Genomic DNA, 18800 nt, shown 5'->3' on the forward strand with positions numbered 1-18800 from the left:
TTGAGCGGGAACAGCTGTGGGCCCGCCGTGAAATGCGGTCGGTTCAGAGGTGCGACGGGATCATCCCGTGACGGATCAGCTGGCCACGGAACTTCGCCTTGGCCTTCGACTCGACTTGGCGGATGCGCTCACGTGTGACACCGAAGACGACCCCGATGTCCTCAAGCGTGTCCGGCTCGTCCCCGTCAAGACCGGTGCGCCGGACAAGGACATGCCGCTCACGCTCAGAGAGGTGCTCCAGGACGTGCCGCAGGCGCGCCTGAAGCTCCTTGCGAATCAACACGACAGCGGGTCCGGGCAGTCGGCTCGGCCCGATGATGAGGTCGCCGAGGGCGGTGTCGTCGCCGATGATCCGGTCCAGGGAGTCGGTGGGCCGGCTGATCCTGCGTACCTCCTCCACTTCGGCGAAGCTAAGGCCGGTGGCGTAGGCCACGTTGTCGACGGTCCTGGCCCGGCCCTCACTCAGCAGCTTGCGCTCGGCCACGGCCACCTTGCTGACCTTTTCGTGCATGTACACCGGCACCCGGATCAGCGTGCCCTCGTCAGCGATGGCCCGGGTAATGGACTGTTTGATCCACCACGTCGCGTAGGTCGACAGCTTGTAGCCCCTGGTGGCGTCGAACTTGCGCACCGCGCGCATCAGCCCGATGGTTCCGTGCTGGATGAGGTCCTCGATGTCCAGCCCGTGTCCCTGGTACCCCTGCGCGATCTTCCACACGAGCCGCCGGTTGTGCAGCACGAGGCACTCATAAGCGCACCACTGCTCGCCGTCGCGGGGTAGGGCCCCGATCTCCTCCGCCGGAATATCGCGGCCGAGGCAGTCGGCACCGCCCCGCAGAAGAACGGCAAGCCCGACTTCCTCGTCCGCCTTCAGCAGGACCTTGGCCGGCTCACGCCGCCACCGATCCTCCTCCAACACAGCCCGTGCCGCGCGGACGGCGTCGGCCAGTCGGGCGTCAGCGGCAGTGGACGCAACTCGGTGACGCTTCCCGCCCGTCGGCGGGCTCTGGGGCGTGGCCTTGGACGTCGGAACAGGTGCAGACGCAGCGAAGCAGGCCTCACGACGCTCCACCGGCTCGGCGGGCACGCGGGGCGTTCCGGGGCGGGTGATCGGGAAGTCGACGGTCAGCTCACCCGTTTCGGATGGGCTGAGCCCGTGGAGCCGTACAACTCCGTCGTGCGCGAGCTTGCTGACGGTGCCGTCGGCATCGGCATAGCGGGCGAGCATGTGCCGGGCCTGGGCCAGGCGTCTGGCTGCCTCCGTCGCGGCGAGCCCGGGTTCAGGGGCGGAGGCCGGTGGGGCGGATACCTTCGGCGACGGGGTCACAGCCCGCGCCTCAAGATCACCGGCGGGCGCGGGGCGGTGATTCACCCGCCCCCGGCGGGACGGCTTCACGTGAATGCCAGCAGCAGCCAGCCCGTTACGAAACCTTCGCCGCTGTTCGTCGGTCCTCAGCCCGAGTCGCTCCGCCTCCAGCGCGAAGGCCCGCTGGCTGACAATGCCCGAACGAGACGCGCAGCGCGTCAGCCTCTCGATGACGGACGGCAACTCCGCCTCGATCGCGCGCCGCTCGGACTCGGCCACGGACTCCCCACCCATAACGCCCCCACTCCAGCGACCATGCGCCAGTTCCGCCCGAAAGAGTCGGTCGGACGGATCCACACTGTAGGCCGAGTGCGTTTACACCGTCAACGCATTGAACTGACTTGTTTACGAATTGCAGGAATCGCTTGACAGCGTCAACAGGTAAGGTGTGCGGTGTTCGCGCATGCCTCGCCCTACCTCGGAAGGTCACCCATGCCGCACTCCGACCGCCTCCCTGGCGCCCCCGAGTTCAGCGTCAAGCTTCCCAAGGAGGGTGGCGAGGCGCGCGGGTATCTGCTCGCGGAGTTCGGAGGCAACGGCACGCACAAGTTCCTCCTGCTGGAGGGTTCGATGGTGGTGGCCGAGGCATGGCCCGGGCTTGGCGATCACGCACGCCGGATCCGCGCGGATCTGCGCGCGAGCGGCGGGCTCGTCGACGCGCCTGCCGATCCCGACCGGCCAGAGGCGCCGCCGCGTTGGGTGGCGGCCCAGGACATCGCGTGCAACTCGTCCTCGGCCGCCGCCGCGCTGGTGTACGGCTACGACGCGTCCGGCCCGGAGTCCTGGCGAACCGCCGAGGGCCACCCGCTCGCCGACTATCTGTCCACCGGCTGGCGCGCCCCGCGCAAGGCATGGCTAGTGCGCGGCTCCAATGTCTCCGGGCGCAACCTGGTGCGGCAGTTGTGGCTGAAGGAGGGGTTCGTCTCGCTCGCAGGGGCGCACCTGCCGCCTCTGGAGGAGACCGATCCGACCAAGAGCGTGCTGCGCCGCTATGTGGAGGAGGGGTACGAGGGGGCGGCCTCGTACAACCAGAAGCGGGGCCTCGTCGACGAGCTGCACGCCTTCCTGACGCAGATGCGCGTGGGCGACACGGCGGCCACCATCGGCGATGGCCGGCTGCACGTCGGGCGGATCACCGGGGAGGCCGTGCAAACCTCGTCGCCGGGCGGGCTGTCCAATCTGCGAAGGACCGTCGGCTGGCTGCCGCAGAGCCATGCGTACGAGGAACTGCCGGAGGAAGTACAGCAGAAACTGTCCGTTCAGCATGACGTCGTCGACCTGACCGGCGTGCTGGACGCGCTGGACGGGCTCACCGGGCATGCGGAGCGTACGGACCCGGCAGCGGCCGACGACACCGGTGAGTACCCCGCCGTCGAACGGCCGGCGCAGCGGGAGCTGTCGCTGCCGGATGTCACCGAGGGACTTGCCTCGGACCTCCTGGTCCACGATCGCGCCTGGCTGGAGGAGATGCGTGAACTACTTCTCGATGAACGGCAGCTGGTGCTGTATGGCCCGCCGGGCACCGGTAAGACGTATCTGGCGATGAAGCTGGCCGAGTACTTCGGCGGCGGTCCGGAGCAGGTCAAGATCGTGCAGTTCCACCCTTCGTACGCCTACGAGGACTTCTTCGAGGGGTTCCGGCCCGTGGAGGATCCCGAGACGAGGGAAGTTGCCTTCCGGTTGACGGCGGGCCCGCTGCGGGAGCTCGCCGATCTCGCCTCCCGCGAGGGCAACCGGCACATCCCGCACTTCCTGATCATCGACGAGATCAACCGGGCCAATCTGGCGAAGGTCTTCGGCGAGCTGTACTTCCTGCTGGAGTACCGGACGAGGTCCGTCCGCCTCACCTACTCGGGGGACGACTTCGCGCTGCCGCCTAATCTGTTCGTGATCGGCACGATGAATACCGCTGACAGGTCGATCGCCCTGGTCGACGCGGCGATGCGGCGCCGTTTCGCGTTCGTGGAGCTGTCTCCGCGCGCCGAGCCGACTGCCGGGCTGCTCGCGCGCTGGCTGAAGCGCGAGGGCAGGGACTCGGAGTCCGCCCGCCTCCTCGACGCCCTCAACGCCCTCATCAACGACACCGACTTCGCCATCGGCCCCTCGTACCTGATGAAGCCGGGCGTTTACCGCAACGGCGGCCTCGAACGGACCTGGCGCACGAAGATCCTGCCGCTGCTGGAGGAGCACCACTACGGCGAGGGCCTCGACATCACCGCCCGCTACGGCCTCGACTCGCTGCGCGAGCAGTGCCCGTGACCGCGCCCGTGCCCGTGCCCGTGGGTGAGGTGACGCTGCGCGAGTATGGGCCCGCCGTCTCCGTCCCGCTGGGCTCCGCGGCCGGGCGGGCCCTCGCCGCCTCCGGCATTCTGCAGAGCGCGACGCCAGATCCTGGCCGGGACGGGCACTGGCTGCTGCGGGCGGGCAGCCGGGTTGGCGCCGTGCGTACGCCCGGCGGCCCGGTCGTACGGATCACGCCCAAGACCCCCGTGAGCCGGCTGTTCTTCCTTCTCGGGTTCAGTCTCGACCCAGCACGCGCCTGGCGTGACAGCCGAGAGGGCACCGTCGACATCGGCGCGTACGACGACATCGTCCCGGCGCTCGCGCACGCCGTGGAGCGGCAGATCGACGCGGCGCTGCGGCAGGGGGTCCTCCAGGGCTACCAGGAGGTGGAAGAGTCCGCGCTGGTCGTGCGCGGGCGGCTGCGCGAGGCCGAGCAGATCCGGCGGCACTTCGGCCGTACACCGCCCGTGGAGATCGCCTACGACGCGTACACCGCCGACACCTCCGAGAACCGCATTCTGCGCGCCGCCACCGAGCGGTTGCTGAGGCTGCAGGGAGTTCCCGGTCCCGTCCGACGGCGTCTCGCCCATCAGCGCGTACGTCTCGCCGACGCGCTGCCACTGATACGGGGGCAGGAACTGCCGCGTTGGCAGCCGTCACGCCTGAACTCCCGCTACCAGCCCGCGCTGCGGCTCGCCGAGGCCGTCCTGCGCGGCACCTCACCGGAACACCGGCCGGCCGGGTCCGAACCGCTCACCGTCGACGGCTTCCTGCTCGACATGAACAAGCTGTTCGAGGACTTCGTCACGGTCGCCCTGCGTGAGGCCCTTCAGGAGCACGGCCTGACCGCGCGCCTCCAGGACTCCCACCACCTCGACACCGCGGGTCTCATACGGATGCGCCCCGATCTCGTCGTCCGCACCGGCGACGGCCGCACTCCACTCGCCGTCGTCGACGCCAAGTACAAGGTCGAGAAGGCCGACGGACTCCTCAACGCCGACCTGTACCAGGCGCTGGCGTACGCCACCGTGCTCGGTTTGCCCGAGGCGCACCTGGTGTACGCGGCGGGACAGCTGCCCGAGCGCTTCCATGAGGTGCGCGGAACGACGGCAGGGCCGGGCGGACGGGGAGTGAGGCTGTACCAGCACAGCCTCGCCCTCTCCCGCGAACCCGGACAACTCCTGTCAGCACTGAAGGAGATCGCCGGACGGCTGGCCGGAGCCACCGCACATCCGTGACCATGGAACACCGTCAGGCAGAAAAGGAAGGGAACTCATGCCCCGGCTCGCCTTCGCCCAGAGCTTCTGGGACGGCTACGACACCCTGGAGAAGCCGGTTCGAGCCGGAGTGCGCAAGGCCATGGCGAAATTCCAGGCCATGAGCGTCGCCGAACTCAACGCGGACAAGGGACTGCACCTGGAGTCCGTCGAGAACGCCCGTGACCCGCGCATGCGCACCATTCGCATCACCGACTTCTGGCGGGGCGTCGTCCTCGCCCCCGACGACGGCAGCGACATGTTCCTCCTGGTCAATGTCCTGCCGCACGACGACGCCTATACCTGGGCGGCGAAGCGTCTGTACAGCGCGAACTCCGCGACCCGGGCCCTGGAGGTACGCAACGCGGTCGCCTTGGACGAGCTGACGCCGCTGTACGAGACGGCCGCACGCACGGCTCCCCGGCTGCTGTTCGCGGACGTCTCCGACGACACACTGCGCGAGCTCGGCATCGACGATCAGGTGCTGCGCGCCGCGCGTTCACTGGCGGACAAGGCGCAACTGGAAGCGTTCTCCACACTCCTGCCGGAGGATCAGCTGGAGGTGCTGCAGTACCTCGCCGAGGGGTTCAGCCCGGAGGAGGTCTACCGGGACGTCGTGGCCGTCCGTCGGCCCGCCGACGCACCCGCCGAGCCGGTGGAGGACCTCGCCACGGTGATCGCCAACACTCCGGCGCGGATCCGCCTGGTCACCGGGCCGCAGGAGCTGGAGGAGGTCCTGGAGAAGCCGTTCGAGGCGTGGCGAGTCTTCCTCCACCCCTCCCAGCGGCGCGTCGCCTACCGCACCTCGTACGGGGGTCCCGTGCAGGTCACCGGCGGCCCCGGGACAGGCAAGACGGTGGCCGCCCTGCATCGGGTCAAGCACCTGCTCGGCCGTTCCGAGGACGGTCGCATCCTGCTCACCACGTTCACGAACGCGCTGGCCGCCGGACTGCGTGAGATGCTCGGCCTACTCCTCGACGAGGACGAGAAGTTGCTGGCCCGGGTCGACGTGACAACGGTCGACGCCTATGCGAACGGCATCGTGCGCGCGAAATCGGTGGCCGCGCCCAGACCGATCGGGGACCGGGAACAGCGGCAGTTGTGGGAGAAGGCCGTCAAGCAGCTCGAGCTGCCGTTCACCGCCCAGTTCCTGGCCCAGGAGTACCGGCACGTCGTACTCGGCCAGAACCTCCGCGATCTCGACGCCTACCTCGGGGCGAGCCGTCGCGGCCGCGGCACCGGCCTCGGCCCCACGCGCCGCCGGGAGGTGTGGAGCGGCGTGGAGCGGTTCGAACAGTTCCTGCGCGACCGCGGCGAGACCACACACCTGCGCGTCTGCGCCCGCGCGGCGGAACTCCTCGCTGGCGAGCCGACTCCGTACGCCCATGTCGTCGTCGACGAGGCACAGGACCTGCACCCCGCACAGTGGCGTGTGCTGCGGACCGCCGTGTCTCCTGGCCCCGACGACCTGTTCGTCACCGGCGACCCACATCAGCGGATCTACGACTCTCGGGTCTCGCTCGGCTCCCTGGGTATCACCACGGCCGGCCGCAGCTTCCGGTTGCGCGTCAACTACCGCTCGACCGAGGAGATCCTCGCCTGGTCTGCGGGGCTCCTCGCGCCCGCCACCGTCGACGCGCTCGAGGGCGAGGGAACGGACTCGCTGGCCGGGTACCGCTCCCTACTCCACGGTCGCCGCCCCCAGGCGCAGGGGTACGCGACCCGGCCGGAGGAGACCGAGGCCCTGGTGGACCGGGTCCGGGCGTTGCTCGCCGAGGGACTCGCACCACACGAGATCGGCGTGTGCGCACGCTTCAACCTTTCCCTGGACGCGGCCGAGGAGAAACTGAAGGCTGCGGGCGTCCCGGTGCTGCGCGTCAAGGGACAGGTCGCGCAGGGGACCGAGGGGGTACGGTTGGCAACGATGCACGCAATGAAGGGGCTGGAGTTCCGCGCGGTGTCCGTCCTCGGTGTCACCGAGGGCACCGTCCCGTTCGCTCGTGAGATCACCCCACGCGAGGTGGACCCACTGCAGCACGACGCCGACCTGCTCCGGGAACGCTGCTTGCTCTTCGTCGCCTGCACTCGCGCTCGGGAAGCGCTGAGTGTGACGTGGAGCGGAGCTCCGAGCCCGTTTCTGCCACGCGCCGCCTGATGGGAGCTGTTGCCTCGCACGGGCCGGTGCGGGGCACCCACCTTGGTACCCCGCGCTGTCCTCACTCCTCCGGGGCCAGGGCGCCCGTGGCAAGGCCGTCACGGGCGACTTCGGCGAGCTGCCGGCTCAGCTCGTCGACCTTGCGCATTCCTTCCTCGAATTCGGACAGGGTTCGGAAGGCAGTGCCGTACCGACGCTGCTCGTCGATGTTCATGCGGGGGATACGGGAACCCCTGCCGTCAAGGCGGTAGGTCCCGCTGGCACTTGTTGACCGACGGATGTTGACAGAGCTGCGCAGGAATCCCTGCAGATAGTCCGTGTCGAGCTGTTCGCTGGCCGAGACCGGTTCCGGACCGTCGTACGTGACGAGCCCGGCGCGAGCGAGATCCGCGACGCTGGTGGTGGCGCTGTCCAGTGAGCCTGGTCCACCGCCCGCCGCAAGCTCGGGCAGAAGTGCGGCGAGTCGGCGGATCTGGTCCTCCAGCTCCTTGCGCAGGGCCGTGTACTCACCGGGATAGTCGCGGTGCCGGGACCGGAGATAGCTGCCGGGGGTCAGGTCGACGGTGTCGTCGAGGAGTTCGATGAGCGGCACGTCGGCGACCTGGTCGGGGCGTGGTTCCAGGCTGCCATCGGGACTGTTGCCGGTCAGGTCGACCATGCGCACGGTGCGGTTCGTGTCCGCGCTTCCCGTGTTCTCGGGACGCTGCAGACACCACAGGTGGACGGGCAGAGCGTGAGAGGTAGCCGTCCCCGGCGGCAGGGCGACCACTTGGCGCACGATGCCCCGACGTACGAGTTCTGATCGGATGCGGCGGCCTGCCTTGCGGTAGGCAACCGAGGCCGGCATGACCATGAGGACCTGGCCGCCGGGCTCTGTGTGCGCATAGGCGTGCTGGAGCCACGCGAGCTCCCCTTCGGCCTTGGACGGGGTACCGAGTTCCCAGCGGGAGTCGAGCAGCAGCTCCTCGCGCCCCCACTCGGTCACGCCGGCTGGCGGGTCGCAGACGACCAGGTCCGCCTTGAGATTCGGCCATTCGTCCGCGCGCAGGGAATCCCCCGCCACGATGCGCACGCCTGATCGGCCCAGGAGGTCGGCGCGAAGCTGCGCGTAGCGGGCGCTGTCAGCGTCCACCTCCTGGCCGTAGCAGCGCATCCCGGCCTCGGGGGCGACGGACAGGAGCAGCACCCCGATGCCGCAGGCGGGATCGAAGACCGTGGCGTCGGCAGACAGTTCGGGAGCGAAGTGGCACATGGCCCGCACCACGCGCTCGGGAGTCACCTGGTCCGATCCCGCGCGCCGGGCGGAGTCCATGAACCGCTCAGTCAGTCCGTTCACGAGGTCGACGGGCGCTTCGGTTTGAGCGAGCTCCCGTACACGGGTGGCGACGTCATCCGGCAGTCTCGGTTGATGTTCTCCGGCCAGCACCGCGGCCACCTCTGCAAGGCCCGTGATCATCTGTTCCCCGTACGCGGCCCGCATCGCCTGCCAGAGCTCGACCTCGGGTGACACCTCCTGGCCTTTGCGCTGCTTGTCCAGCCATTCCTGGACCTCGGCTAGCGCATAGAGCGGACTGTTCGCGGCACCGCCCGCCGGTGCGGGGAAGTCGTCGTAACGCCGACGCCAGTTGGAGACAGCGGCCCGAGTGACTCCGGCGAGCCGAGCAATCTCAGCACCGGTGACAAGAGGTCCGGCCGATGAAGCGGCATTGTCGGTCATAGCCCCAGCGTACACGGGCCGTCAATCCAATTCGAGCATTAACCCCGTTGACGACGTACACGCACTCCTGAGTCTTGCGGGCACTTGGTTTCTTCTGAACCAGTGCGAGATCGGCATGCCCGCACCTCAGCTCCCTTTCCCCGTACCTCCGCCCCAGGGGGTCCCCGTACCCACTTCGCGAACGCCGTGACCCGTCCAGCACCTGTCCGAATCTGACAAGCCCACCGCAGCTGATCATCTTCTCTGGACGACCCCGAGGCGTCCACGTTGGCTGAGAAACAGCGAGCGGAGCCCGACGAGGCATGAGGCGCAGGTACCCACTGGAATACCCGCAGGCCGGTTTCGATTGCTCCTCTTGTAGTGATCACGGAGGGGGACGCTGGTGGCCGAGCTGATGTTGTTCCGGCAGGACGCGGACGGGCGGGATGTCGAGCTGTCCGGTTCGACGGTGGCGCTGGAGGTGGAGCTGCAGCGGCGGGTCGAGGCGGGTCTGGAGCAGATGCTCGGTATCCGGTTCGTGGCGTCGGAGTACGCGACCGGTCCGTGGCATCGAGGGCGGATCGACACGCTGGGGCTGGATGAGAACGGCAGCCCGGTGGTCATCGAGTTCAAGAGGGGCTCCGACAGCGGGGTGCTGTCGCAGGCCGTCTCGTACCTGTCCTGGCTGCGTTCGGCGCAGCACGAGTTCGAGGCGCTGGTCCGGAAGGTGCTGGGCACGGAGGCGGCCGAGTCGATCGACTGGCGTCGTCCGCGGATGGTCTGCATCGCGGCGGGCTTCTCCCACCATGACCGTGTGGCCGTGCAGTGGCTGCCTGAGCGGATCGACCTCGTGCGCTACCGGGTCTTCGAGGGCGGCCTGCTGAGTCTGCTGCTCGTCGATTCCTCGCCCGGCTCACCGAGCGCCGCTTCGTCTCGGCGGAGCCGGGAGCGGGACGCGGTGGTCGGCAGCGCGCCGGCGGCACCGGCGACGCCTTCGCCGACGGGTGCCGGCCTGGTGCCGGAGTCCTTGCGGGACCTGTACGCGGAGCTGGACGAGGCGCTCACGGCATGGGGCGAGGTGGAGGTGGCACCGCTGCGGCACTACATCGCCTACCGGCGGCTGGTGAACGTGGCATCGGTGATCTTCCGTCCGAAGCACGAGGCGATCCTGGTCTATCTCAGACTCGACCCGGACACGGTCGCGCTGGAGGAGGGCTTCACCCGGGACATGCGCGGCATCGGGCACCTGGGGACCGGGGACCTGGAGGTGCGTCTCGCCTCGGCAGCGGACCTGGAGAAGGCGGCGCCGTTGATCCGGCGGGCGTTCGAGGCGGCTTGACGCAACGAGAAGGGCGGCTGGTGCATCGGTCATTCGATGCACCAGCCGCCCTTCGGCGTCTGCGGCCAGCCAGCCCCTGGCTCTCTCTGCTCTCATGATCACGCCTCCGGTCCGGCCAGGTCGAAGTCGTCCTTGGTCAGCTCGGCGCGGAGCCGCTGCTCGGCCACGTCGGCGTAGTGCGAGGACAGCTCGACGCCCACGAAGCGACGTCCCTCACGAAGGGCCGCGACGCCCGTGGAGCCGCTGCCGGTGAACGGGTCGAGGACGGTGCCGCCTTCGGGGCAGATCTGTACGAGCTGCTGCATGATCTCGACTGGCTTCTGGGTGATGTGCACCCGGTCCTTGCGGGGCTGGGAGGCGATGTAGTGGCCGGGCAGGTAGAGGTCGCGGGTGTTGTCGAGGGATCCCTTGACGCCCCAGATGATGAACTCGGAGTCCTGCTTCGGCCCGCCCTTGCGAGGCCGGCTGGCGGGCTTGATCCACGGGATGGTGCCGCTCCAGGTCCAGCCTGCCATCTGCAGAGCGTCGGACGTGGTCGGTTCCTGGCGCCAGTCGGAGAAGACCATGGCCACCGCGTGCTCGGTCGAGGCCCGGTACGCCTCGGTGAGCAGTTCCGTCAGCCAGGAACGGTAGGAGCGCTGGTCGCGGTTCTCGCCGGGGAAGTTGGCGAGGTCGTGGGCGCTGTTGCTGGTGACGTACTTGGCGCGCGCGGTCCGTCCGGTGCGTTCCGAGCTCGTCCGGCCGCCGGAGTTGTACGGCGGGTCGGTGATCACGGCGTTGACGCTCTCGTCCGGAAGGGACTTCAGCACGGTCAGGGCGTCGCCTCGGTGCAGCGTGTAGCTCATGGGAAGGGCCTCTCTCAGGGCATGGCGGGGCTGGGCCCGCTCCAGGCAGCGCTCAACGGCGTTCTTCCGGGGCGGGGTTGTGCTGGAGGTTAACGGCCATCTCCGGCCGTACCTAACGAAGCTGGCCGTGCTGCGGGCCCCGGTCCGGGAGTCGTTTGGTGCGGCCGGAATCCCTGTCTACTGTCTCGCCGTGTCACCGGGCAGGAGCCTCGCTCCACCCTCGCTGACCTGTGCTTATCCGTACTGTCTCGTCCAGTCGAGCGGTATCGAAGGCACTGTTGCCCTCTTCCTTCCCGCACCGTCAGGAGCCCCGGTGTACTGCCTGAGATTACGAGCGCGGCTGGCTGCCGCGCGTGACCTGAGACCGGCGTCCGGGAGCTACCAACTCCTCTGACCCGGGCCCGCCCGAGCGGCGGATGCACATCGGCGCGGTGCCGGCGGCTTTGCACGAGAAGTCGGCACCGCGCCTCCTACGAACACCGAGGAGCCGCTGCGATGCAGCATGCCCTGATACATCCGTGCCCCGACCCGATGCCGTCACCCGGCCGGCACCGCCGCCTCGGTGAACGGCAGCGGCGATGAAGAAGGCCACCGGAGCCGTCGTCGGTCTCTGCGCAACCGCTCCGCTACTGATGGCCGTTCCGATTCTCGCCATTGGGGCCGGGACCGCCTCGGCCTCCTGCTCGACCGGCGGTGCACAGGATGTGGACACCGCCGCCGTGGCCACCCAGGTGAAGGTCATCCTGGACGGCGGCGACAAGGGCTCGATCTCCGTGCCGGGCCTGGACGACCCGGCTGAGCAGGTGCCCAACGCCAAGACGATCCAGGCCACCGGCGTCGCGATGAACATCCCGGCCCGCGGGCAGGTCGTGGCCCTGGCGACCGCCCTACAGGAGAGCGGCCTTCGGAACCTGACCTACGGCGACCGCGACTCGCTGGGGCTATTCCAGCAGCGGCCGTCGATGGGCTGGGGCACGGCGAACGAGATCCTCGACCCGGTGCATGCCTCGACCAAGTTCTACGAGGGGTTGCGGAAGGTCTCGGGCTGGGAGTCCCTGTCGGTCACGCAGGCCGCCCAGGCGGTGCAGCGGTCGGGCTTCCCTGAGGCGTACGCCAAGTGGGAGCCGTTGGCCACCGCTCTGCAGAAGGCCATCGAGCCTCTGCTGCCGAAGGCCGGCGGCGCGTCACCGGACCCTTCGCCGTCCGGCTCGGCCGGCACCAGCAGTCCTTCGCCCGGTAACCCGGGCGGCTGTTCGGCCGAGGGGGACGGGACCGACTTCGGCACCATCCCGCCCGGCGCGCTGCCGGCCGAGTACAAGATCCCCGCCAACGCTTCGCGAGAGGTCCAGACGGCGATCCGGTGGGCGCTCGGGCAGCTCGGCACGCCGTACCAGTGGGGCGGGACCTGCACGAACTCCCACGGCAAGGACGCCATGGGCCGGTGCGACTGCTCCTCCCTGATGCAGCAGGCGTACAAGGCCGCCGGGGTCACCCTGACGCGCACGACGTACACGCAGGTCAAGGAGGGCAAGGCGGTGTCGGTCGATGCCCTTCAGCCGGGTGACCTGCTCTTCACCGAGGGGACAGCCGCCGTACCCGAGCACGTCGGGATGGCCATCGGGCTGGGCCTGATCGTTCACGCCCCGCGCACCGGCGACGTGGTCCGCATCACGACCCTCGCCTCCTGGAAACCGCGGATTCTCGCGGCCCGCCGAGTCGTCTGACCGGCGCTTCTTCCCTCCCCCCTCCCTTTTCCTCGCACCGCCGCTTCGCCCCAGCGGGCTTTGGCGTGCACATAATCGAACTGGAGTTCTCCATGTATCTCGCCGACCAGGTCATACAGCTCGCCTACGACCCCGGAATCAAGCCGAACGAGGGCGGCCTGCCGGGCCTGTCCGTCCTCAAGCAGGTGATGGGCTCGATCAACCTCTTCGGCCTCATCGCGGTGGTCGGCGCCCTCGCCGTCAGCGCGGGCGTATGGGCCTGGGGCCATCACTCCGGCGGCCACCAGGCGGAGGCGAACGGTAAGAAGGGCGTGCTGGTGAGCGCCGGCGCGGCCCTTCTGCTCGGCGCGGCGAACGGCGTGGTGGCCTTCTTCAGCACGCTGGGGACGCAGGTCCACTGATGGCTCAGCACTCCACCCACCCCGGCGGCGCATCTCGCGTGCGCCGCCGGGCGCTGCTCGGCACCGTCGTCCTGGCGGTGCTCGTCGCCCTCGCCGGCCTGGCCGCGTACCTCACCCGCGACGGCAGGGACCCATCCGAAGCCCCTGCTCCACCACCGAGTTCACCCACGGTCTCCTCCTCGCCCACGTCACCGTCCGGGCCGCTCACGCCGCACACCCGTCCCCATGCTCTTCCGGTCCCGCCGAAGACCCATGACCCGATCGCGTACGGGAAGGCAGCCGCAGCAGCACTGTGGTCCTACGACACCCGTGCGTACGCGCAGCCCGAGCTGCGGAAGGCTCTGCACGGGTGGCTGACCACGGAGGCGAAGTACGCCGACCCGGCCTCGGTCGACAAGGTCGTCCCCTCAGCGGTGCTGTGGAAGGAGATGGCCGCCAACGGCCAGTTCGCCACCGCCAAGGTGCACGAGGGGCACTTCCCGAACGCATTCACCCGGGCCCTCCAGGAAGACCCCGGCGCCATCACCCAGGCGTACGTCTACGCCGTCACGGTCTCCGGCAGGCAGTCGATCGCCTGGAAGGGCTCGCCCGCCGGCGGCGCGGAGAGCCGTGCCACCACGCTCGCGGTCCAGTGCCGGCCCGACCGTCCCTGTGCCCTGGTCGGTGTCATGCCGTCCGTCGCGCCCTGATCCCCGTTCGAGAAAGGAGGTATCGCCATGGGAGTCTGCGACTTCCCGCTGATGGACAAGGTGTGCGGCGCCGTCGACTTCGCCACCAACCCCGCCGGAACCGTCACCGACGGCATCGGCGCGTGGATCGCGAAGTCGATGGGTGAACTGGCGGCCAGCGCCGCCGACCTCGCCGCCAAGGCCGTCAACGAGACGACCGCCATCGACCTCAACGCTGGATGGTTCCGGGACAACTACGAGCTCCTGCTGCCCATCGGGCTCGCCCTGACCGTCGGCATCTTCTGCATCCAGCTCATGACCGCGGCCTGGCGACGCGACGAGCGCGCTCTTGCTCAGGCAGCGTTCGGCACCATGACCGGCGTCCTCTTCAGCTTCTCCGCCATCGCCTTCACCACCGTCGCCATCACCGTGGTCGACGCCCTCTCCGACGGACTGTTCCAAGCAGCCAACACCTCTGTCGACGACGCGATCCGGCGCGTGGTGAAGGTCAACCAGTTGGGGGCGATGTACGGCCTCGGCTGGGGCGTCCCAGCCCTGGTCGCCCTCGGGTGCGCGATCGGCGCCTTCCTGTACTGGGGCGTGATGGTCGCCCGCAAGGTCGGCGTCCTGATCATGGTCTCGCTCGCCGTGTTCGCCGGTGCCGGCGGCGGCTGGGAGGTCGCCAAGCGGTGGCGGCGGGGCTGGATCGAGGCCACCGCCACCTTGGTCGTCTCCAAGCTCCTGATGACGGTGGTCTTCCTGATCGGCGTCTCCGCCATGGGCAAGAGCGACACGAGCGACGGGATGGCCGCCCTGTCCGACGCGATGGCAGGCATCGTCGTGATGGTCCTCGTGCTGCTCTGTCCGTACGCGACGTACAAGTTCGTGCACTGGGCCAGCGACGGCGGCGGCCACGACGACCTGCACCGCACCGGCGTCGCCGGCATGGCGGTCGCCGCCGGGGCGGCGAAGACCGCGGGCACCCTGGCGATGCAGGCCGGCACCGGCGCTCCCGCTCCCCAGGGCCCGAACAAGGTCCCCGGTGCGGGCGCCGATGGCGTCGCCTCCGGTATCAATCCCGCCGGCGGCAGCCTCAGCAAGGAGGGTATCGACGCCGGTCCGCCCAAGCAGCAGACCCGCTTCCGGTACGGCGAGGATCCGGACGCGACCGGCGACAAGGGCCGGGCCCTGATCCAGCGGCCCGGGATCCCGCCGCTGATCACGCGTCCCGGCGCGGACGAAGCGGAAGGGTCCGGAGTGCTCGTCACTGGCGTCACCGGCAGTTCCGACTATCTCGTCGGCGCGTCGGCACCGGGCGGCACCATGACCTCCCTGCCACCTGTCGGCCCCGCGGTTGCGCCGCCGCCTCCCGCCGGACCGTCGGCCACCGGTTCTCCGACGCCAACGAACTGGGTGTTCCCCACCCAGCCGCCGTCGGGTTCCTGACCCATCACACCGGGGGCGGGCTGTACACCTCGGCCCGCCCCACCCTGACCGACCAGCAGAGGAGTCCCCCATGACCTCCAGAAGAGCGCCGCGCGCCCGTCCTCCGCCCGCAACCACCGTCTGGAATCACCATGTCCGGCAAGCACCAGGCCCCTACAGCCACCGTGAAATTCCCCCACCGCAGCAGGCGCGGCATCCTGCTCGGGCTGACCGCCCCGCAGCTGATCGTCGCCGGCCTCTCGGGCCTTCTCCTTCTCGCCGTCCTCCTCGCCCGCGGCGTGGTCGGCGCCCTCCAGCTCATCCCGTTGTGGGCCGTCATCGCCCTGTTCGTCGTCGTCCGCCATCGGGGCCGTGCCCTGGCGGACTGGGCTCCGATCGTCACCTGGTACGTCCTGCGCCGGATGCGCGGCCAGCTTGTCTGGCTCACCCGGCCCTCCCGTCGGCCGACCCGCGAAGGGCTCCTCCACCTTCCCGGCACGGCCGCCAGCCTGCGTGTGGTCACCGCCCCCGACGGTCGGTACGGTGCGGTCCACGATCCCCACAGCGGCACGCTGACCGCCGTGGTCAAGGTCTCCTCCCGCGCCTACGCGCTGCTCGACCCGGGCACCCAGCAGGCCAACGTCAACGGCTGGGGACGCGCGCTGGCAGCGCTCGCCCGTACCGGGCAGATCGCCCGCATCCAGGTGATCGAGCGCACCGTCCCGGACTCCGGCGACGCGCTTCGCCGCTACTGGGAAGAGCACGGCCGGCCCCACGCCCCCATGGCCGGCGCGATCTACAGCGAGCTGATCCAGAGCGCGGGCCCGGCGGCGGCACCTCACGAGGCGTACGTCGCTGTGGCGCTGGACACCAAGGCCGCGCGACGGCTGATCAACCAGGCCGGCGGTGGCCTGACCGGCTCCTTCAGCGTCCTGGCGCAGCTGACCTCCACCTTCGACCAGGCAGCGCGGACCGCCGGGCTCAACCCCACCGGCTGGCTCACCGCCCGCGAGATCGCCGCGGTCGTGCGCACCACCTACGACCCCAAGGCCCTCACGGCGCTGGACCGGTGGTCCACCGCCGGCCGTCCCGAGGCCGAGCCCGCCGCTGCCGGGCCCGTCGTGGTCGTCGAGAAGGCGGACCACATCGCGACCGACTCGGCCGTCCATGCCACGTACTGGGTGGAGAACTGGCCGAGGACCGAAACGTCGGCCGGCTTCCTGCACCAGCTCCTGTTCACCGGCGGCGTCCGGCGCACGCTGTCGCTCTCCTACGAGCCGAAGGGACTGGACGCCGCACTGCGCGACGTCCAGCGCAAGAAGGCCAGCGTGATCGCCGATGCCGCCGAGCGGGCCCGGCGCGGCCAGGTCGCCTCCGAGGCGGACTCGATCGAGTACCAGGACATCAAGTCCCGCGAGCGCCAGCTCATCGCGGGCCACGCCGACGTCGCCCTGACCGGCCTACTGACCGTCTCGGCCGACTCCGAGGACGAACTCCGCTCCGCCTGCGCGGTCGTGGAGACCGCCGCCGTCGGCGCCCAGCTCGACGTCCGGCCGCTGACCTGGCAGCAGGCCGAAGCGTTCACCGCCGCCGCTCTGCCGCTCGCGCTCTCCGTCTGACGCCGGCCCTTCCCTCCCTTCGAAAGAGCACCCTCATGTCCCGCACCGCCAGCCCGACCGCGCAGGACTTCGTGCCCTTCGCCACCGCCGCGCTCGACTTCCACCGCGCGCTCAACCTCCCCGGCGGTCCGCTCGTCACCAGCCGGGCCGAGCTGGACGCTCTGCACGCGCATCTCGTCTCGGTGCACGGGCTGCTCGACGCCCATGCCGCCCGTACCGGTCAGCTCGTGCCGGTCGAAGGCGACCAGCTTCGCGTCGCCCGCACCCGGATCTGGCAGGCCGCCGACCACGTCCACTCCGCCTACCACGCGGCGCCCCGGCCGGATTCGGGCGAGGTGCCCGAACCCGAGGCGCGCCAGGCCGGCCTGCCCGAAGGGGCACCGGAGCTGACCATCTGCCAGCGCCACCAGCGCGCCGCCCACCTGGTCCGCCGCCGTACCACCCCGGCCGACCTGCACGCGCCGTTCACCGGCCTCGTCCACCACTGACCCCCTCACCTGTCTGGAGAAACGTTCATGCCCCGTACCCGCGCCAGCGCCTCTCCTCTGTACGTGCCGCACAAGGCTCCGCGGGCCCAGCAGAGGGCCGCCCGAGCCGGATTCGCCGAGGCCCGCCGCCAAGCGCGCCTCGCCGGAACACCGCCCAAGCACCGCACCGAGGAAACCCTCGACCCGGAGCTGCGGCCGACCTACCCGCCGACCGGTCGTCCGGGTCCGGCCTCGGCCCGGGGAGGCAAGCTCCGCCTGCCCGCCCATCGGATGACCACCGCCACCGCTTCGGGGGCCTACCCCTTCGTGGCCGAGGGCGGCCTGGGGGCGGAGGGCATCTTCATCGGCCGCGACGTCCACGCCGAAGCCGCCTTCTGTTTCGATCCTTTCTCGCTGTACAGCAGCGGCCGGATCGAGGGCTTCACGAACCCCAACGCGGTCCTCGCCGGCATCATCGGCATGGGCAAGTCCGCGCTGGCGAAGTCCATCGCCGCCCGGTCGATCGCCCACGGCTACCGGATCTACATCCCCTGCGACCCGAAGGGCGAGTGGACCGGCGTCGCCCAGGCACTCGGCGGCTACAGCATCGCCCTGGGCCCCGGCCTCCCGGGCCGGCTGAACCCACTGGACGCCCCAGCCCGGCCCGCCTCCGTCAGCGAGGACGACTGGGCCACCGAGGTCCGAAAGCGCCGTCTGCTGCTCCTGGCCAGCCTGGCGCGCACCGTCCTCAAGCGCGACCTGATGCCGATGGAGCACACCGCCCTCGACCTCGCCCTCGACCTGGTCGTAGCCGAGGCCGCCGCCCTCGGCACGGTGCCACTGCTCGGAGAGATCGCGCACGCCCTCGGCTCGCCCGAACGCCTCGACCGGGCCCTTGGCCACCAGGCCGGACACCTCGGGTCGGCCGCCCAGGATCTCGCGCATGCGCTTCGCCGCCTGGTGCATGGCGATCTGAGTGGCATGTTCGACGCCCCTTCGACGGTGGCCTTCGATCCGACGGCGCCGATGCTGTCCATCGACCTCTCCCGCCTCGGCGGCTCCGGCGACGACACCGCCTTGGTCTTGGCCATGACCTGTGCCTCGGCATGGATGGAGAGCGCTCTGTCCGATCCGGACGGGGGCCGGCGCTGGGTGATCTACGACGAGGCGTGGCGGCTGATGAGGCATGTGGGTCTGCTGGAGCGCATGCAGTCCCAGTGGAAGCTCTCCCGTGGTCTCGGCATCGCGAACCTCATGGTCATCCACCGGCTCAGCGACCTGCTCTCGGCGGGCGATGCCGGTTCACGCGGGCGGGTGCTGGCCGAGGGCCTCCTGGCCGACTGCTCCACCCGCATCATCTACCGCCAGGAGCCCGACCAACTCGCCGCCGCCGCTTCCCTACTCGGCCTGACCGGCGTCGAGACCCAGGCGGTGTCCGCCCTGACCAAGGGCCGGGGCCTGTGGAAGGTCGCGGGCCGGTCCTTCATCACGCAACACATCCTGCACCCGGCCGAGCGCGAACTGTTCGACACCGACGCCCGCATGTCGGCATAGGG

Annotated in this window: 14 protein-coding genes; 11 read left to right on the top strand and 3 right to left on the bottom strand. The window is 70.0% G+C overall.

Annotated elements, in window-relative coordinates:
* Positions 1–43: 43 nt before the first annotated feature.
* Positions 44–1585, bottom strand: coding sequence for an RNA polymerase sigma factor RpoD/SigA (locus IF43_RS0107050; RefSeq protein WP_234331984.1), 1542 nt, complete (start codon positions 1583–1585; stop codon positions 44–46).
* Between the two features lie 213 nt (positions 1586–1798).
* Here IF43_RS0107050 and IF43_RS0107055 point away from each other — a divergent pair, with 213 nt between their 5' ends.
* From IF43_RS0107055 to IF43_RS0107065, 3 genes are read left to right on the top strand one after another with little or no spacing between them, the layout of a single operon-like run.
* Positions 1799–3625: an AAA family ATPase gene (locus IF43_RS0107055; protein ID WP_030195514.1), complete on the top strand. Its 1827-nt coding sequence runs from the start codon at positions 1799–1801 to the stop codon at positions 3623–3625.
* A complete protein-coding gene (locus tag IF43_RS0107060) occupies positions 3622–4887 on the top strand; it encodes an McrC family protein (protein ID WP_030195517.1) in 1266 nt (421 codons plus the stop codon). The genes IF43_RS0107055 and IF43_RS0107060 overlap by 4 nt, the downstream gene beginning before the upstream one ends.
* A 37-nt stretch (positions 4888–4924) precedes the next feature.
* Positions 4925–7060 carry a UvrD-helicase domain-containing protein gene (locus tag IF43_RS0107065; RefSeq protein WP_030195525.1) on the top strand — a complete coding sequence of 712 codons (2136 nt, stop codon included), beginning with the start codon at positions 4925–4927 and terminating at the stop codon, positions 7058–7060.
* A gap of 61 nt (positions 7061–7121) precedes the next feature.
* On the opposite strand, the gene IF43_RS0107070 is transcribed toward IF43_RS0107065, so the two are convergent.
* A complete protein-coding gene (locus tag IF43_RS0107070) occupies positions 7122–8777 on the bottom strand; it encodes an N-6 DNA methylase (RefSeq protein ID WP_030195528.1) in 1656 nt (551 codons plus the stop codon).
* 382 nt (positions 8778–9159) lie between these two features.
* Between IF43_RS0107070 and IF43_RS0107075 the strand changes: the two genes are divergently transcribed.
* Positions 9160–10095: a DUF5655 domain-containing protein gene (locus tag IF43_RS0107075; RefSeq protein WP_030195539.1), complete on the top strand. Its 936-nt coding sequence runs from the start codon at positions 9160–9162 to the stop codon at positions 10093–10095.
* 98 nt (positions 10096–10193) lie between these two features.
* Here IF43_RS0107075 and IF43_RS0107080 read toward each other — a convergent pair whose 3' ends face one another.
* Positions 10194–10940, bottom strand: coding sequence for a site-specific DNA-methyltransferase (locus tag IF43_RS0107080; RefSeq protein ID WP_030195544.1), 747 nt, complete (start codon positions 10938–10940; stop codon positions 10194–10196).
* A 578-nt stretch (positions 10941–11518) separates the two neighbouring features.
* On the opposite strand from IF43_RS0107080, the gene IF43_RS0107085 reads away from it, so the two are divergent.
* The 7 genes from IF43_RS0107085 to IF43_RS0107115 all read left to right on the top strand — a co-directional run bounded on the left by IF43_RS0107085 (position 11519) and on the right by IF43_RS0107115 (position 18798).
* Entirely contained in the window at positions 11519–12664 is a 1146-nt protein-coding gene (locus IF43_RS0107085) for a C40 family peptidase (RefSeq protein WP_030195547.1), read from the top strand.
* Positions 12665–12756: 92 nt separating this feature from the next.
* Positions 12757–13065, top strand: a complete 309-nt coding sequence (locus IF43_RS0107090) for a DUF6112 family protein (RefSeq protein ID WP_030195549.1) — start codon at positions 12757–12759, stop codon at positions 13063–13065.
* On the top strand, positions 13065–13754 hold the full coding sequence (locus IF43_RS0107095; protein WP_030195550.1) for a hypothetical protein: 690 nt from the start codon (positions 13065–13067) through the stop codon (positions 13752–13754). The genes IF43_RS0107090 and IF43_RS0107095 overlap by 1 nt, the downstream gene beginning before the upstream one ends.
* Positions 13755–13781: 27 nt before the next feature.
* Positions 13782–15179 (top strand): ATP-binding protein, encoded by a 1398-nt coding sequence (locus IF43_RS0107100; RefSeq protein ID WP_030195552.1) that lies wholly within the window; start codon positions 13782–13784, stop codon positions 15177–15179.
* Positions 15180–15310: 131 nt separating this feature from the next.
* Positions 15311–16777 carry an SCO6880 family protein gene (locus tag IF43_RS0107105; protein WP_030195554.1) on the top strand — a complete coding sequence of 489 codons (1467 nt, stop codon included), beginning with the start codon at positions 15311–15313 and terminating at the stop codon, positions 16775–16777.
* Between the two features lie 35 nt (positions 16778–16812).
* The gene (locus IF43_RS0107110) at positions 16813–17265 is read left to right on the top strand and encodes a DUF6238 family protein (protein ID WP_030195555.1); all 453 of its coding nucleotides are present in this window, start codon (positions 16813–16815) and stop codon (positions 17263–17265) included.
* Between the two features lie 27 nt (positions 17266–17292).
* Entirely contained in the window at positions 17293–18798 is a 1506-nt protein-coding gene (locus IF43_RS0107115; RefSeq protein WP_030195556.1) for an ATP-binding protein, read from the top strand.
* The last annotated feature ends 2 nt before the right edge of the window (positions 18799–18800 follow it).

The sequence above is a fragment of the Streptomyces sp. NRRL S-87 genome, from assembly GCF_000719335.1.
In the GTDB taxonomy this organism is placed as follows: Bacteria; Actinomycetota; Actinomycetes; order Streptomycetales; family Streptomycetaceae; genus Streptomyces.

What these genes read in the sequence shown, in the direction of transcription:
- IF43_RS0107110 (WP_030195555.1), top strand. Translation starts at nt 16,813, where the DNA reads ATGTCCCGCACCGCCAGCCCGACCGCGCAGGACTTCGTGCCCTTCGCC.
- IF43_RS0107100 (WP_030195552.1), top strand. Translation starts at nt 13,782, where the DNA reads ATGGGAGTCTGCGACTTCCCGCTGATGGACAAGGTGTGCGGCGCCGTC.
- IF43_RS0107085 (WP_030195547.1), top strand. Translation starts at nt 11,519, where the DNA reads ATGAAGAAGGCCACCGGAGCCGTCGTCGGTCTCTGCGCAACCGCTCCG.
- IF43_RS0107070 (WP_030195528.1), bottom strand. Translation starts at nt 8,777, where the DNA reads ATGACCGACAATGCCGCTTCATCGGCCGGACCTCTTGTCACCGGTGCT.
- IF43_RS0107105 (WP_030195554.1), top strand. Translation starts at nt 15,311, where the DNA reads ATGTCCGGCAAGCACCAGGCCCCTACAGCCACCGTGAAATTCCCCCAC.
- IF43_RS0107095 (WP_030195550.1), top strand. Translation starts at nt 13,065, where the DNA reads ATGGCTCAGCACTCCACCCACCCCGGCGGCGCATCTCGCGTGCGCCGC.
- IF43_RS0107065 (WP_030195525.1), top strand. Translation starts at nt 4,925, where the DNA reads ATGCCCCGGCTCGCCTTCGCCCAGAGCTTCTGGGACGGCTACGACACC.
- IF43_RS0107115 (WP_030195556.1), top strand. Translation starts at nt 17,293, where the DNA reads ATGCCCCGTACCCGCGCCAGCGCCTCTCCTCTGTACGTGCCGCACAAG.
- IF43_RS0107055 (WP_030195514.1), top strand. Translation starts at nt 1,799, where the DNA reads ATGCCGCACTCCGACCGCCTCCCTGGCGCCCCCGAGTTCAGCGTCAAG.
- IF43_RS0107080 (WP_030195544.1), bottom strand. Translation starts at nt 10,940, where the DNA reads ATGAGCTACACGCTGCACCGAGGCGACGCCCTGACCGTGCTGAAGTCC.
- IF43_RS0107090 (WP_030195549.1), top strand. Translation starts at nt 12,757, where the DNA reads ATGTATCTCGCCGACCAGGTCATACAGCTCGCCTACGACCCCGGAATC.